Source organism: uncultured Halovibrio sp. (genome assembly GCF_913056445.1).
Lineage (GTDB): Bacteria > Pseudomonadota > Gammaproteobacteria > Pseudomonadales > Oleiphilaceae > Halospina > Halospina utahensis_B.
The window spans coordinates 1-16,171 of the sequence record NZ_CAJXMA010000064.1; the positions used below are offsets into that span (position 1 = coordinate 1).

The window sequence follows — 16,171 nt, forward strand, 5'->3', positions numbered from 1 at the left end:
AGCTTAAGGCGGATCCGCAGGCTTTCCTTGGGCAGGCCTGGTCGCTCTGGCTCGGCGTAACGCTTGCTGCAGTAGCCGTGACGCTTCTGGCTCTGGTCTTCAGAAGGGAGCCCGTGGCTCGTGCCCGCAAGCGATTTGTGTCAGACAGTGACAACCGTAAAACCGCTGCAGAGGCTGCCGAGCATCCGCCAGAGCAGCGGACCCGGGAGCTTGGTGTGGCAGCGGAGACTGATGTGGCTGTGCTTGAGCGACTCCCTGACCGGATGGCGGATGCGGTCATCGTCTACGACGCGCATGGGATCATCCAGTACGCTAACCTCCAGGCTCACTGGCTTTTTGAATATGAGCCGGATGATCTCGTTGAACGGTCCGTTTCCAGGCTTGTGCCGCCCTGGCTTGAGGGCGAGGCCGTGGATACCTTTGCAGGCGTTCCCGATTCCGCGGACAAGGGTGCCTGGGTTGAGCACGAGGCCCGGCGCCTGACTCGCCGCGGTCAGTTGATTGATGTATCCATTGCCTGTGCGCCGCTCGATGAGACCGGTCTCAATCCGAAAGGCCAGGTATGTGTCATCCGCGACATTGCTGATCTGCGTCGGCGCACAGAAAAAGCCGATCTTGTTCGGCGGACCGCTGATGCGCTTGACGAGGGCGTTCTGATTGTCGAGACAAGCGCGGATCACAGGGTCGCCTATGCCAATGAGGTGGCGGAACAGACTCTGGGGACGGGGAATCTGGAGGGGCATCCGCTTGGCCCTGCCCTGATCCGACTCAATGGATCCATGGAAGATCGCATTGCGCGCGTTATCGACTCCAGGGAGGGGGAGTCCGGTTGGCTGGAGATACAGGCAGAGGGTCAGGTGCTGGCCTGTCATTTCAGCATCACGCCTGTGATGAGTAGTACGAGTGGTCGTGTTGCCCACCTGGCGATTGTTTTCCAGGATTTTTCTGAGCTCCTCGGTGATTACAGGGCAGAGAAAGACGAACGGCAGTGGCTTGGGCAGGTTATGCGGGATAATCCGCTTGCTACTTGCATTACAGATGACCGCGACCGGATTATTGCCGCAAATCTGGCCTTTGATGATCTGTTCGGGAAGCCTGTTAATAATGGCGTGGAGCAGAATCTTGGGGAGATGGTTCCGGGAGAGACACTGGGGCAGGTTCGTGAGGCGCTGAGGAAGGCAACAGAATTCCGTCACTATGTTCAGTTTTTCGTCAACGGGGAGCAGCGTACGGCGGAGCTGAAAGTAGTGACGCTGGACTCACTCAACCAATCCCTTTGGTTCTTCTACGATGTGACCGAAAGGCTCAACACCGCCCAGCAACTGGCAACTGAGACTGAGCGCGTAAAGGTAACCCTGGGTTCCATAGGTGACAGTGTGGTTACGACAAACTCCCAAGGGGTAATCGACTATATCAACCCTGTGGCGGAAACGCTTACGGGCTGGAGTAAGGGGGAGGCCCTTGGGCTCCCAATCGACCAGGTGGTCCGTTTCCATGAAGAGGACAGCGAGGAAACCATCACCTCACCACTTGTTCGGGCACTCCGGCTGGGGAGGACACTGCGGGTTGATCGCAACGCGTTGCTGCGAGACGCCGCGGGCAATGAGCATGCGGTTCAGCTTACTGCCGCCCCGATTCGAGATCGTAACAACGACATCATTGGGGGGGTTCTCACGTTCCATGATGTTACTGAAATGCGGCGTACGGCCCGCAGGCTTGCGTATGAGGCCCGTCATGATGCTCTGACTGGGCTTCTCAACAAACGGGAATTCCTGGTCCGGCTGGAGGATGCGCTGGATACAGCACGCAATGATGGCATGGTTCATGCTCTTGGCTATCTGGATCTTGATTACTTCAAGACCGTGAATGACACGGTAGGCCATGCCGCCGGTGACGAGCTTCTGAAGCAGCTCACCGATGAAATCAAAGGCCACCTCCGCCGAACCGATCTGATTGCTCGCCTTGGAGGGGATGAATTCGCCATCCTGTTCTACGGCTGTACTCTGGAGGATGCTCGCAGGGTGGCGGACGCGATTGTGCAGGCCATAAGCCGGTTCCGATTCAGCTGGGGAGACCAACAGTTTGAGATCAGCGTGAGCATTGGCTTGGTGGGTTTGGATTCTGATTCCGCGGGCGTTGAAAAGGTGCTTGAGTGGGCCGATGGGGCCTGCTACCAGTCAAAGGATCTTGGGCGCGGGCAGGTGTGCGTTTATGGAGATTCACAGCAGGACAAAGGTGATCGGTGGGCGGAGCGGCTTAGAGCCGCTATCGCGGAAGACCAGTTTGTGATCCAGCAGCAGCTTGTCTGGCGCTATGCTGGTGATGACAGGCCGGTCTACCGGGAAATGCTGCTCCGGCTCAGGGATGCCAACACGGATCAGCTTGTGCTTCCGGATGACTTCTATCCCGCCGCGCGGCGCCATGGTCTCGTCAGATCGATTGATGAATGGGTTGTGGGCAACGTTTTTGATTGGTTGAAGGAATGCGATAAGGAGATTGATGGCCCGGTTGGAGTGAACCTGAGTATTGCTTCGGTTACCGATTCGGGGTTTGCCGATTTTGTGCTCCAGCAGGCCAGACGTACCGGTATCGATCCCCGGAAGGTTGTGTTTGAGCTGCAGCAGTCCGAAGTCATGACCCGGCTTTCAGGCATCAAGTTGTTTGTTGAGCGTCTTCAGGAACAAGGGTTCGGGTTCGCGCTGCAGCAGTTCACCTTCAGCCGCTCCTCATTCGATGATCTTACTGAGTTCCCTGTGGACTACCTGAAACTTGACCAAAGTCTCTGCAGGGATCTTGAGAACCGCGGTGAGCAGGGCAGAGTTATGGTGGAAGCAGTGGTTCGTATCGCACACATGCATGAGATCAGAGTCATCGCTACCGAGGTCGGTAGCCAAGCATGCGCCAACCGTCTTACCGATCTTGGCCTGGACGGTATCCAGGGCAACTCCATTTCAATTCCTGCGCCTATCAGCCGGGTGTAGATCCATCCGCTATAAGCGGGAAACCTGTTGGTTTCCCGTGCCTTTCCTTTACCTCCCTCATCGTCCGTCTTTATCTCGAAAGCCTCCGCTGTTGATTGTCATGAGTGTTTTGCATGTCGTTTTCTTCTTCTTGAAGGAAGTTGTCAATGGCGTGTGTGGCGACACCGGGTGGCTGTAACGCCAATTCTGCAGCAAGGTCCTGGTAACAAAATGTGAACGCAGTAACAGAATGTTATTGAGATCTTTGTGCAGCAAAAGACAGAAGGAAACTCAGATGAAGCGGGTCAGGACAAAGATCGCCGTTGCGATTTCTGTGTCGGTGTTGAGCATCAATGCGTTGGGCAATGAGCTCGACCCCAGATGGGAAGATTGGTCGACTTCGGTCATGGGAATGTATGTCGAGCCCGACAGGGACCGGTTCGACACGGACGATGGCACCGGCGGTCGAATCGGATTCGGGTATCCGCTGGGAGACAGCTTTTCGGTTGAGTTCTCCGGCATGGGCAACAACCTGACCCGTGACCAGCGCAGCGGTGACGACTGGCAATACCAGTTCGGTGTGGACGGCATCTTCTGGCTGCACGATGGTGCCATTTCTCCCTATGCACTGCTCGGTGGTGGTGCCTCTTATCTGGATTATGAAGGTGATTCGGACGCAGGGCCCTATGCCAATGCGGGTCTTGGCGTGAAGGTGCCCGTCTGGGAAGACCGAATGGCAATCAGGGCGGAAGCTCGTTACACCGCTGATTGGGCCGATGATGCCAGCGGTAATGCCGCATTTGGTGACGCGCGCTTCCTGGTCGGGGTTTCCATCCCCCTGTTTGGGCCCCCGGAGACCCCGGAGCCAGAAGTCCGGACGGAGACCAAGATCATCGAGCGAGAAAAGGTCGTTGAGAAGATCCCGGACATGCAGCCACTTGACGGGGTCACCTTTGAGTTCGACTCCGCCACGTTAACCCCGAACGCAGAAGTGGTGCTGGATCGCATTGCCCGCGACCTTGAATACCACGACCACGTGACCGTCGAGATTCTTGGCCATACGGACAGTGTTGGCTCCGAGAAATACAACAGGAAGCTCTCCCGTGATCGGGCGGAAGCGGTCAAGGGATACCTGGTGGAAGAGGGCATCGCTCCGGACCGCATTACAACGCGAGGTCTTGGGGAAACTCAGCCCATTGCCACCAATGAAACCGAATCCGGCCGTCGCAAGAACCGGCGCATCGAAATGAAGCGCACGGATAACAACGAAAAACAAGATTGAGTCATTCAATAACTTTCTAAGGAGTAAATATGAAGTTGGGGAGTAACAGGGCTGGAACGCTCTCTGTTTTTATGGTGGCCTTTTTGGCCCTCGGGCTTGCGGGCTGTCAGGCAGACAGCTCATCTTCAGGATCCAACGAGGACGGCGCAAACACCAGCCCGGATGGCGGCGGCGTAGGCCCGGATAATAACGTGCAGGTGGTCTCAGGCGCCGACGACACGGAGGGCGATGCGTTTCTGTACAGCATCAATGAATCGGGTGACGGACTGGAAGAGCTTAACCGGGTATCACTGGAAAATGCCGGTGCGCTGTTTGACGTTGATCCGATTCCGGAACTCCCTTTCGTGCGGGTGCAGCCGTTTGAAGGGCCAACCCGCTGGGGTATTCCTCTCAATGTCCAGTCCGGCCAGACCATCGCGATTTCCCCGTTGACCCAGGTGGTGTACAACCTCGCCGTGCGTGATGGCTTCCAGAACCTGGACCGGGACCGTGTTGAAACGCTCGAGAATGAGATTCGCGCGGGCAATAATGAGGTCAGCACAGGTCTGGCGCCTTCGGTCACGGATCTCTACTCGGGAGCAGGTGACTTCTCCAGTCTTCCAGAGGAAGGCGGTGCCATGTCCACCAGTGATCCCGAAAAGATTCTTCTGTACCGTCTCGGCCTGGAAGCGGTTGCGGCCAATGAAGGCACAGATGCGGAATCAGTTACCCGCGACCCGGAGGCGCGCGAGCAGTCCCAGCTGAGCGCCCTTCTGGATGATCTCAGCTCCGGCGTGGTCAGCGGCTTCGGGCGCAACGGCTTTGAACTCAACTCGCTGCCTTACAAGCCGCTGTCGTTCATCGATCGGTATGAGACGTCTCTGGAAGTCTACGCCGACGAATACGGTGATCAGGCGCTGCGTGATCTCATCGACCAACAGACCACCGGTGAAGCAGGACCGGAGTCCGGTAACTCCGCGTTCTCACGTTTCGTGAGCAGGGATGCCCGTTGCGACAATACGGAGAATCTGGATCAGTTCTTCGGCCATCTCTCCAGTGCCGAGCTCCCTGCTGATAGCGACTCGGTAGCCGGTAAGTACAGTGCTGCCGCCGGCACTCAAGCCACCTTCGAGTTTCGCGACGTTGAGTCTGGCGCCTTTGGGGTCTCTTCTGAAGTGTCCACCTCCACCGATGCCGGCAGTGAGGCCATCAGCGTTGCTCAGGAAGATCTGTTCACCTGCAGTCTGAACGAAGCAGGCGATGGCAATGGCGGAACGCAGCTGACCGGTCTTGTGCGCTTCGTCAAGGATATTGACGAGGATGGCGAACTGGACGAGGTGACCGTCTTTGATAATGGCGACGGTAACCGTGGTGTCCTGATCGCCAATGATTCCGGTACTGATTACGCCGCGTTTGGTGACGTGAATGCCCAGGGTGGCTGGAATCCCGATGACGACCAGGACATTGGGCTGGAAGCGGCTTGCGGCGAGAACTTTGAGGCACTGGAAACATACGGTGACATTACTGTTGACACCAGAACCATCGGCGCGGCTGAAGTCAGCAACCCGGAGGATGCCGTTGACAATCAACCGAACACGTCGGCGACACTGAACGTCTACATCGGTCTTCTTGGTCTGGGCGACGCCAGGGTCGAGGCGAAGGTGAGTGATTCGGTGCAACCAATAGCCAACGGGCAGATTGCGGCGCTGATATCGGTTCCGGACTCGGTCCTCAACCTCAACGTTCTGGAAAGCTACACGCTGGGTGTCTATCGCAATGACGAACAGCTGGCTTCGGATGTGGGTATCACGCTCGCGGACGTTGATATTGCCGGTGCCTTCAATGACGGCGCTCTGAAGCGGGTTCAGATTGACCAGAGCGATATGCCTGGTGGCGAGTTCGACGAAGTGCGCTTCAGCGTGAACGCCGGAGTCCTCTCCACGGATGTCCGGACGGAAGTTCATGAAATCTGCTACGGAACGTCACAGTGAATGTGAATTGAGCTGACGGGAGCCCAGCTCCTGTTTGATCAAGTTGATCAAGCTCATCCGAGAAGGCCCCTTCACGCGAGGGGGCTTTCTGTTTCAGAGCACCGTGTCCGTCAGGGCAGGCGACAATTGGTCTGTCGCATCAATGAAAGAGAAACCGGGCTTCCCGAGGGCCTGGAATTCATGGAACCCCATTCGCAGGAAAAGCCGGTGGCCGACGGCGAGCATGATGGCGTCATAGGAGCCCGGTTCGGGATTGCTCAGCAGGTAGCGCTGGTGGGGGGCGGGTGCCTGGTGACGATCCACCCATGGATCCCAGGCATGCACCTCGAATCTCATGGCCTCGAGCGCCTCGATGATGTCCGTCACCGGCGTATTGTGACAGCACGCGGAGTTGGCCATGCGTGCATAGCCCATGATCAGTATCCGCGCTTCTTCCGGGGCTTTCTGATTCGACTCAAGCTGCGCGCGTATCCGCTCAGCAACACGGAGTGACCGTGTCGCGTTTGCTTCACGGGCCCGGTTGATGAGCTGTGGCTCCATGCCGCTGGTCCGCCCTGCGAATATCAGGTAACTCGATTCTTTCTGGTGCAGTTCGCTCTCTGGGAAACCGTTCGGTCGCGCAGGCATGTTATCGGTACTGGCGCCAAGGGCATCGAAGACTTCCACAGAGTCCGCGTCCAGTTCTGTCAGCAGATCGGTCACTTCATTCCGGAATGCTTCGGTGATATCCCGATAGGCTCCCTGTACCAGCTGGGTCGCCTCGGCGGAGCGAATGGCGCTAACCCGCCGGGTCGAGTGGGTTACTGTGTGGCCATAGAGGTGCTGGATGTCGGCAGCTACCTTCGGGCAGGTCCCGGCGATCACATCGAAGGAGGATTCATCATCCGGGGTGCTTATCCGGGCCACAAAGCCGACCCCGAAATCCCGGCCGCAATGCAGCCCACTGGCGTTTTCCAGTCGGGGTATGCAGCTGTTCTCGGTTGCGCCGGGAAACCGGGTGGACTCGATGATGACGGTGTTCCCGGCAGTGAGCATGGGTGCGATCCGGTCCAGAGCCTGCTTGACGCCGGCCAGATCCGGCGCACTGTGACGATCGAGCCCTGAGGGAACAGCAATCACGTAAACATCAGCCCCGATAAGGCTGCTCTCGTCGCAACTCAGCCCAAGGCGCCGGTTCCGGACCAGATCCGGGGGCCCGACCTGCCGCGTGGCGTCGAGCCCCTGTGCAAGCTGATCAACCCGCTCCGGATCGTCATCGAATCCAAGGGTGTCATAATCGCGAGAGAGGCTAACAGCGCGGCTGATGCCCACACGTCCCAATCCGATGACGGCGATGGTCTGAGTCGGGTAAATGGCAGTTTCTCCTTTTCCTCAAGGTTGTTTGGGGTTAAGCGAGACGTTGAAGGCCTTAGACGCCCAGCCGGTGGCGCCGGCGGTCTGCCTGGGCAAGGGTTTGCCTCCGAATGTTGGCGACTGGGCATCCCCGTACTGCAGCCACGTCAGGGTCTCCGTTTCATGTTTCGGCGGCTTGTCAAAATCACAGACGCCGTTCGGGAATATCTCACGCACCTCGTCCAGAAACGCCTCCTTGCCAGTCAGCCAGTCCGGGTAGTCCTCAGGGTCCACCGGCTTGAGCTGGCACTTGTTGGTCAGTGTCCGGATGTCATCCCCGGCCACTGTGCGCGGCGTGCCAAAGCGGGTCTGGACCGCCGTCTGCTGGGCTTCCACAACCGGGTCCGTAATGGGGGAGAGCAGGTCAGTGACCACACTGGGAATCCCCAGGGCCTCAAGGTCGAGACCGCAGACCTGGTTTGTGGCCAGATCCAGCACCTGCCCAAGCTCGCCGGGTACCTGAGGCAGGTCCTCGCTATCGACACCGGGGATGACAGGGTCCGGATACACCAGCGCCCCGCTCTGGGTCAGGATCGGGCCCCAGTCCGCTGACAGCCCGGAAAGGGACAGGCACCGGTCCCGCGCGAAATCGGGCCGGTGGGTCGTGATCTTCTCCGACATCGGGCGGTCCGTGGCTTCCGACTCAATGTTCGCCAGCCACTGGTCCATGGTCATGAGTGCTTCCGCCGTGAAGACGGTGTCCCCGGCCAGCGGAAAGGCGCCGAACCAGATCACATGGTTGTCCGCGTCCCCCTGGGCTTTCTCGATCCGGGCGCGCATCTGCCAGGAGTGGTACGCATCATGGGCAATCCCGGGATCCGGGCCGCGCAGGTCAATGATGGGCACATTGCCCAGGTTGTCGGCGGTATTGATGGCGCCGGTGCGATAGGCGTTTTCCAGAGCCTGTGGGTCGGCCTCGGTGCGCTCGGGCTGGGGATCGACGTCGATGTTGAAGCCGCCGATCCCGCGGTTGACCTCCAGGAACTGCTTTCGCGTGATCAATCCTTTCCGCAGCGCCTGAAGGCCGTACTGAACACCCTGATTGTCCAGCGGCAGGCCCGTGAAGCCGCGTCCCAGCATCTGTTCCGTTTCGGACCAGTTCTCCGGCGCACGCGGACCGAACTGGGTCCGCATGTGATCAATCAGGCCGCAGCGCAGGCCGCCGGGATTGGTTTCCGGGTCGTAGACCCTGGACTGGTCCTCGATCCCCGGGCACGAGTCCTGATCCGGGTACGCCGCCGGGAAGAACGCCAGGTCCGAGACAACCGGGTTGAGGGGCAGGTGACCGTAGAAGAACGGCCACTGGGGCGCGGAGACGCCGCTGGTGACGATGGATTCGAACACGTCCAGAAAGCCTTCGGGGCTATCCGGAATCCGGTTGCCGAAGTAGCGGTTGAGCAGGTTGTATTCGGCGAACTGGGTGGCGGTGGTCCACACGTCCGGGTAGGAACACTGCACAATCAGCCCCTGGTAGATCCCCGGGTAGGCGTTGGCCACGTGCTGCTGGGCAATGGCGCCCCCCGAGCAGCCCGTGCCGATGGTGTAGCGGATGGGCCCATACTGCTCAATCAGGTGTTCCTTGGCCATGACCAGGGATTCGGCGGCCGTCACCAGGTTCGCATTGTGCCCCAGGTCGGCCTGGGCGGTGGACAGCGTGGCAAACCCACGGGAAAGGGCGACAAAGGTGCTGTCACCGAGAAGCACCTCATTCCCATCGGTCAGGCCCGAGATATCGCCCTCCGGCGGCGTACCCGGGCTGTAGCTGACCCCAACGTTGCCGCCATGGTGGATCAGCAGCTTCCCGTTCCACTGGGGCTGCGGGTCCAGCGCGCTCCAGTCCTCGCCCGGTTGGTAGAGCGTGGCGATCCGGTAGCGGTCGCGGTTCAGGACGCCGGTCTCCACGCGCACGATGAAAGGCACCTCCTTGCCCTCGTCGGTCGTGGTTGTGGCGATTTTGTGATCGGGCGGCGGATTCTCCGGATCATAGGGCTTGTAGACGCTGTCGGTTCCCGGGTCCTGCGGGTCAAGGCCGGAGAGCAGGCGTTCCAGCGCCGAGGCGGGCACATACCGGAACGAATACTCCGGCGGCTGGTTGCACTGCGCATCCACGGCCTTGTCATTGGTGCAGTTCCAGGGCTCGATCTGCGGGCCCGAGAACACCGGTCCGCCGGCAGGGTGATTGACGAGGGTCCGGCTCAGGAAGGTGTTGTTCCCAAGCCGCACGCGCAGTTCGTTGCGGCCACGCTGCAACCCTTCCAGCAGTGCCCGGGTACGCTGGGCATTGGCCGGGTCCGGCTGGAAGCGGCTGGTGACATCCTCGCCGTTGAGCCGGTAGCGGGCATCGTCGAGGTCGGGCGATTCAACGGCGACGAGGGCATTACCGGCGCTGACCAGATCCGCCCGGTTGGAAAGCACCTCAATCTGGCCTTCGCCCTCGCGCAGGGCGGGCGCCCCCGTGTCATCATTGCCGCCACCGGGTGTTGTCGGGGCACCCGCGTCCGGCCCCGCGTCGTTCGTTACGGAGCCGGAGCCACTGTCGGAGTCGCCCGGGCAACCGGTGAGCATCAGGGTGGCGGTGGCCACCAGGAGCAGTCTGTTACGCATCATCGCAGATCGTCCTTTCACGTTATTGTTGTGTCTGGCGTCGGTTCTCCGGCTCATCGCCGTTACGACTACCATTGTTACCGTTTGTTGTTTGGAGTTAATGCAATGTAACGGTGTGACACCGTTCACGGATTGACCGGAAAGGTCAGAGTGTTTGTCACTGAGGACAACCAACGCAGTGGGACGCGTGATCCGGCTGGCCCGCTCAAGAGCGAAAGAAAGAAGGAGGGGGCGACAATAAGGTTAAATGGGCTGCCGCGCCTCGCGCGGCAGCGTGATTGGTTAGGGCAACTCCCGCGTGCGCTTAGTAGCTACCCCGCTGGCTCGCAAGAGGATCGCCTCTTCTCGATGCGTTTCCTTGGTCGGCATCGTGGGAGACGGACTGAAGCTCTGATCGCTCCCAGGTATGCAGGAGGACCTCGGCGGAGTCGTAGAGAGCGTTCAGTGATTCTCTCGCCCCGGCGATTTCGATGCTTTTCATCCAGTCAGCAAACATGCCGTAGTGGGCGACACCCTCTGTGTTCAGATCGAATTGCCTGTCTCCCTCGGCACAGCGGACTGCTGGAAAGCGTCTGTGATGTCGTCATCGAAGACTTGGGCTCTGGACTGAACTGTAAAAAGCCAGGGCTGCGGCGGCTGTTGACGGCAATTTTGAATCACGAAGTATCAACACTGTATCTCACGCACAAAGACCGGCTGGTGCGCTTCGGTCACGAGCTGACCTTCCAGGCGTGTCGGTGGGCCGGCACCGATGTAGTCATCCTGGATGATGACCAGCATGTGAGCTTTGAGCGGGAACTGACGCAGGATGTGCTGACACTGATGACGGTGGCTTTACGGTAGACGTTCCCATCAGAATCGAAAGCTGGCGGCCTTGCACTGGTTGCATATACAGATCCGTGCGTTATGCTCTGGATATGGACATTGCCTTCAAGACCCAGCTTCGGCCCAACAACCGGCAGAGGACCTACTTTGCCAAGGCCAGCGGAACCGCCCGGTTCTGCTGGAACTGGGCGCTGGCTGAGTGGAACCGGCAATACGAGTTGCACAGGGACGGGCAAGGTGATCGACCCTCGGGCATGGCGCTCAAACGCCAGTTCAATGCGTTGAAAAAGACGGAATACCCCTGGGTCTATGGGGTCACCAAGTACGCCTCCCAGCAGCCGTTCATCGCCTTTCAGCGGGCCTTTTCGGATTGGATGAAGGATCTCAAATCCCCCAAGCCCGCTGCGGTGTGGATCTCGGCATCGAGACCCTGGCCACAATCTCGCGGGGCCCGGTGAACGAGAGGGAATCGCCTAAGCCATTGCACAACGCGCTCAGGAAACTGGCACGTTACCAGCGCCGTCTGGCGAAGAAGGTCAAAGGCAGCAACGGCTACAGGAAACTCAGGCTGCGCATTGCACGGTTGCATAAGCGCATTGCCGATATCCGGGTCAACACGCTGCACCAGTTGACCAGCTATCTGTCCGACCACTTCGCTGAGGTGGTCATTGAGGATCTCAACATCAAAGGCATGATGGCCAATGGGCGCCTGGCGCGCCACATCGCCGATGTCGGCGCGTTCGAGTTCCGTCGTCAGATGACGTATAAGATGGACTGGCGCGGTGGTGTGCTGACGGTCGCCGACCGGTGGTATCCGTCGAGCAAGCGGTGCTCAGCCTGCGGCGCTCACAGACCGGATCTCACGCTGGCGGATCGGGTCTATCACTGTCAGGTCTGCGGCCACCGCCAGTGCCGTGACGCCAACGCCAGCAAAAATCTCGAAAATTATACGGCTCGTTCAGCCGGAATCCACGCCGCTGGAGATGACGGCTCTGCCCGGGCGGTGTAGGCCACGCGGGCAACCAGCATCGATGAATGCAGAAGTAAGCACTGCACCTGGTGATCAGGTTTGGGTAGGTCTTTCAGAACGGTTGCAAACCCGCGTGACAGTGCCACAAAGGTGCTGTCGCCGAGAAGGATCTCGTCGCCACTGGTAGCACCGGAGATTTCGCCGGTGGGCGGTGTGCCTATGCCGTAGCTCAAGCCCACATTGCCGCCATGGTGGATCAAAAGTTTGCCGTTTCACTGTGGTTGTGGCTCGAGCGCGCTCCAGTTTTCGTGCTGTTGATACAGCGTGGCAATGCGGTAGCGGTCGCGGTTCAAGACGCAGGTCACCACGTGCACGATGAACGGCACCTCTTTCCTGTTTGTTGTTGAGTCAGGTTCTGTCTTTTCGGGTCAGCGCATGGAACCGGACCATCCCGCTGGAACCTCGCCTTCACGGACACGCTGGGGGTGGTCACCCACCTCAACGCTGGCGACTTCTTCCCGCTTCTCAATGGAAATGACGGACATCCGGTCGGTGCCGCTCCATGAGATGTAGCAGTGCGTGCCCGTCTCGTTGGTGGTAACCCAATAAGGCTTGGTCCCCAGGCCTTCGAGGAGTTTGTAATCGAAGGTCTCCCGGTCCACCAGGGCGGCGTAGTCGTCCATGGTTCCGGCGACACAGAGGGTTTTGTCATCCCCGCTCATCGATATGCCGTGATGGGCGGAGTCGTTCACGTACTTCTCGCGGGGCTGGTCCGTAAGCTTCGGGAGGTTTGCCACACGCGTAACCTCCCCGTTTTCCATGTCGTATTCCACGAAGCCGTGGAAGAACGACACCTGAAAGTAGAAGAAGCGTTCATCCGAGGTGTGCGCCATGGGGCGGATGGCCGGGCTGAGTTCGCCGTACCCGGCGTTTTCCAGCTTGTTCTTGAAGTCAAAACGCTCGAGGATTTCATAGGTTCCCGCATCCACGATCTGGAACACCCGCTCGCCCTTCAGATCGGTCAGGGCGCCACGGTCCATTGGTGTGAAGACCTGGCCGATACTGGCGTGGTAGATTCGCTCCCCATCTTTCGAGTACACGTTCTCGTGGGGGGAATCGCCACTTGGGAACTGGCCGACTTCCTCGCCGGTTTGCGCGTCAAGGATGTGTACCACGTCTCCGGTGGAGGCAGAGACAGCAACCTCATCCCCGTCCGGCGAGATGGCCATGTGGTCCGACCGGTACCCGTCCACTTCAAAGCGCCACTCAATGGCTCCCGTGGCGATATTTATGCCGACCACATCCGCAAAACTGGGGCGCGACACCACCAGCAGACGGCCGTTATCAACGCTGTACATGTCGTCCACGTACTGGTCGTTGCCCTCGCCGATCAGGTGGCGAATGCCCTTGAAGAGCACCAGCTGGTCGGGGTTGAGGAAGATTTCGCGCAGGCGTTCCTTCTTGTCCGGGATACCATTGATCCGGCCCACCTTCTGGTAGTTGTTGGCACTGATCACATCGATAGTGCCTTCCCAGTTATTGCCCACGAAGATCACATCCTGCGTACCGTCATCTCTGTTCGCCGGAGTATCATTTTTCCTCTGCCCGTCATTACCTACCTCGGGGCTTGCCTGCGCTCCAGAGGTCTCTGGAGCCGATGCCGTATCGCCGGATGTCGCGTCGGAACCACTCCCGGAGTCGCCCGGACAACCGGTGAGCATGAAGGTGGCGGCCGCCACCAGGGTCAGTCTTTTGAAAGTCATGGGTTGAGCTTCCTGTTTGTTGTTATGTCCGTTTCGGTCGATCAGCGCACGGCGGCTTCCGTACGCTCCCACATGCGCAGGTAAGCCTCCGCGGAGACAAAGAGTTCATCCACGGCCCGGTTGACGGCTTCCGGTGGGCGATCAGCGTTCTGGATCATATCCGCAAGCTGATCTGGATAGAGGCCGTAATGCGCCACTCCGCGTCCGTCGTAAAGACTGAACTCGCGGTCGCCGGTGGTCTGTACATCAAAGGTCACGCGGCCATCCACCGACTTGAAGGGGTAGAGGCTGCTTTCGGCGTCATTGGTGTTGGCCGGTAGCGATGCAATCCCGTTTACATCGCTGGCGAACCCGGCCCCGGCGAAGGGACCGATCATGGTGTCTTCCGGGTGTGGGCGGTTGGCGTTCTTCAGGAGGCTGTCGACCCAGCCGCCCCGGGTTTTGCCGAAGTCCGCGGTTATGCCGCCCTGTTCCGCGATACGGTCCCGGAGCGCACTGGTGCCACCCCAGCTGCCGTGGCTGTTGATCACGGGGTAATCCTGTTCACCAGTTATTTCCAGAATGCGGGCCGCTGCCTTGCGGCTGATATGGTCGGTCTCAATCATCATCCCGCGGCGCATCAACTCCTCGATCAGAAAATCGCCCAAGTCGCTGAGCCCGCGCCTGTTGCACAGGTGGTCAGTCCCCCGGCGCAGATCATATTCGGCCAGTTGCTCCGGGGCCTGTGGGAATCGGTCGCCCGCGTAGTCGAGTTGGAAAAGCAGCTGCTCGATCATTCCCATGGGGTTCATAAGGTTGGGGTTCTGATCCGGCTCGGTGCCGGTATACTCGTCCTGCCCGGATTCGTTGTCATCATGGACGTGACCAGGGCAGCTTTCGTACTCAATCGGGTGCCCGGTTGAAAGCAGATTGCCCGCCGCGAGTACGGGGCCAACCCCGATGCCGGATGAGAGATCCGGAAGATGGCCCGCGAAGGCGTTATCAAACTTATGGGTTGGGAACATGGTCCGTACCCCCAGCTCATGGAACCGGTCCAGGTCTTCCAGAATCTGGTCTCGGGAGCACTGGGGAATACCATTGAACTCCTGGCATCCGAAGGGGTGGGACATCTCAATCCCGAGCACTACCGCCAGTTTGCCGTTGTCAATGACCTCCCGGGCCTCCTCCGGGTTGGTCACGATCTGGAAGAATCCCTTGCCTGGTCCCCCCGCCTGAGCGTCGATGTAATCCTGCATCTCATACATACGCTGGATCTGGAGTTCGATGCTCTCGTTGGGATCGCAGTCGTTCTGTTTCTGGGGATTGATCTGGCACAGGATCTCGTTGTGGACCAGATGGTTGACGATCAGCTTCATGCCGCCGAGGTGGGCGCGCTCCAGCCAGCGGTAGTAGCTTTGGTGGTGCATCAATGAGTCGCGGCGTGGCCAGTCGTTGAATGACGGCCAGCCCTGGGTGTCATGCGGTCCGGGCACGCCGGTGGCCTGTTCAAGCAGCCCCGTCATGCCTTGGGGGCCGTGGTTCACCGAGCAGTCCTTAACCGCATGGCTCACGCCAAAACGGTGGAAGGGGTCGCCGTAGTTGATGCGACCGCCAATGAACTCGTAGGCGGAGATGTGGGAGTGCGTGTCGACGTAACCGTACACGTCATCCTGGTCCAACCCCGAAATGCCCTGATACCGATCCACCTCGTGGAGGTAATTGGCAGGACCCTCATCACTAACGGTGGCATTGAGTTCGGCCTGCGGGAACTCCGCGCAGCCCTCGGCCGGGATCATCCGGAATTCGCTGTTAGCGGATGCTTTGGCGGGTGATGAGAGGGTTAGCCCGTTTTCCCTCGGGTCGAGAACCAGCCCGACCTGTTGGGACTTGAAGTTGAAGCGCCCACCCTCGCCTGGGTTGAGCTGCCAGATGGCCAGCTCGTTGGGCTCGCTGACCATGCCTAGCCTTGGGCGGACCTGCGTGTCCCCAAGATCCTCGCCAACACCGAAAATGCCCTCGCCGATGCCCCTCAGAGGGTCGCCAATGGGCAGAATGAAATCAGCCGCGAGGTTGACCGTGTCGCCAAGGCCGGAAATCAGGTAGCTGATCTCGCCCACAAAGTTGCCGGCGTCATCCAGAAACCGGTTGCCGGGATCGCGAACACCAATGAGCTCCCACTCGCCGACTTCGCCTGTGTTGCGTTGGAAGTCCGTCATCAGCAGGTAGGACCCAAGGGATGTAGGACGCATGTAAACCGTTGTGGCGGCGGATGGGTTCTCCGTCAGTTGGTATGTCGGGCTGCTGCTGGCCTTCTGCAGGTAGCTGTTGCCAGCTTTCAGTAGGTAGCAGCCGTTGGCGAAACTGTAACGGGTTGGTTCCGCATCGTCGGCTGGGTTATTTGTCGGTGGGGAAGGAGGCTCGTCGGG

The 16,171-nt window shown here is 59.4% G+C and carries 10 protein-coding genes and 1 pseudogene; 6 read left to right on the plus strand and 5 right to left on the minus strand.

Translation table 11 applies throughout. The features are described from left to right. From QZ501_RS11550 to QZ501_RS11560, 3 genes are all read left to right on the plus strand, one after another. Positions 1–2,981, plus strand: a 2,981-nt coding sequence (locus tag QZ501_RS11550; protein WP_295719623.1) for an EAL domain-containing protein, incomplete at its 5' end; no start/stop codon positions are given. Positions 2,982–3,255: 274 nt separating this feature from the next. After that, positions 3,256–4,242, plus strand: a complete 987-nt coding sequence (locus tag QZ501_RS11555) for an OmpA family protein (protein WP_363174776.1) — start codon at positions 3,256–3,258, stop codon at positions 4,240–4,242. A 191-nt stretch (positions 4,243–4,433) separates the two neighbouring features. Continuing rightward, a complete protein-coding gene (locus QZ501_RS11560) occupies positions 4,434–6,212 on the plus strand; it encodes a hypothetical protein (protein ID WP_295719627.1) in 1,779 nt (592 codons plus the stop codon). A gap of 93 nt (positions 6,213–6,305) precedes the next feature. Here QZ501_RS11560 and QZ501_RS11565 read toward each other — a convergent pair whose 3' ends face one another. Together QZ501_RS11565 and QZ501_RS11570 are read right to left on the minus strand one after the other, a co-directional pair. Continuing rightward, positions 6,306–7,565: a UDP binding domain-containing protein gene (locus QZ501_RS11565; protein WP_363174777.1), complete on the minus strand. Its 1,260-nt coding sequence runs from the start codon at positions 7,563–7,565 to the stop codon at positions 6,306–6,308. 18 nt (positions 7,566–7,583) lie between these two features. After that, the gene (locus QZ501_RS11570; RefSeq protein ID WP_295719630.1) at positions 7,584–10,211 is read right to left on the minus strand and encodes a DUF6351 family protein; all 2,628 of its coding nucleotides are present in this window, start codon (positions 10,209–10,211) and stop codon (positions 7,584–7,586) included. Positions 10,212–10,556: 345 nt separating this feature from the next. Between QZ501_RS11570 and QZ501_RS11575 the strand changes: the two genes are divergently transcribed. The 3 genes from QZ501_RS11575 to QZ501_RS11585 are packed head-to-tail and all read left to right on the plus strand — an operon-like array spanning position 10,557 to position 12,042. Next, the gene (locus QZ501_RS11575) at positions 10,557–11,051 is read left to right on the plus strand and encodes a recombinase family protein (protein WP_295719632.1); all 495 of its coding nucleotides are present in this window, start codon (positions 10,557–10,559) and stop codon (positions 11,049–11,051) included. A 56-nt stretch (positions 11,052–11,107) separates the two neighbouring features. Next, on the plus strand, positions 11,108–11,491 hold the full coding sequence (locus QZ501_RS11580) for a helix-turn-helix domain-containing protein (protein ID WP_295719634.1): 384 nt from the start codon (positions 11,108–11,110) through the stop codon (positions 11,489–11,491). Continuing rightward, positions 11,443–12,042 carry a transposase gene (locus tag QZ501_RS11585; RefSeq protein WP_295719636.1) on the plus strand — a complete coding sequence of 200 codons (600 nt, stop codon included), beginning with the start codon at positions 11,443–11,445 and terminating at the stop codon, positions 12,040–12,042. The genes QZ501_RS11580 and QZ501_RS11585 overlap by 49 nt, the downstream gene beginning before the upstream one ends. 233 nt (positions 12,043–12,275) lie before the next feature. On the opposite strand, the pseudogene QZ501_RS11590 reads toward QZ501_RS11585, so the two are convergent. The 3 genes and pseudogenes from QZ501_RS11590 to QZ501_RS11600 all read right to left on the minus strand — a co-directional run. Next, positions 12,276–12,398, minus strand: a pseudogene (locus tag QZ501_RS11590) (DUF6351 family protein); the annotation flags it as partial. 33 nt (positions 12,399–12,431) lie between these two features. After that, positions 12,432–13,766 carry a serine/threonine protein kinase gene (locus QZ501_RS11595; protein WP_295719638.1) on the minus strand — a complete coding sequence of 445 codons (1,335 nt, stop codon included), beginning with the start codon at positions 13,764–13,766 and terminating at the stop codon, positions 12,432–12,434. A gap of 41 nt (positions 13,767–13,807) precedes the next feature. Continuing rightward, a complete protein-coding gene (locus QZ501_RS11600; protein WP_295719641.1) occupies positions 13,808–15,961 on the minus strand; it encodes a membrane dipeptidase in 2,154 nt (717 codons plus the stop codon). Positions 15,962–16,171: the final 210 nt, after the last annotated feature.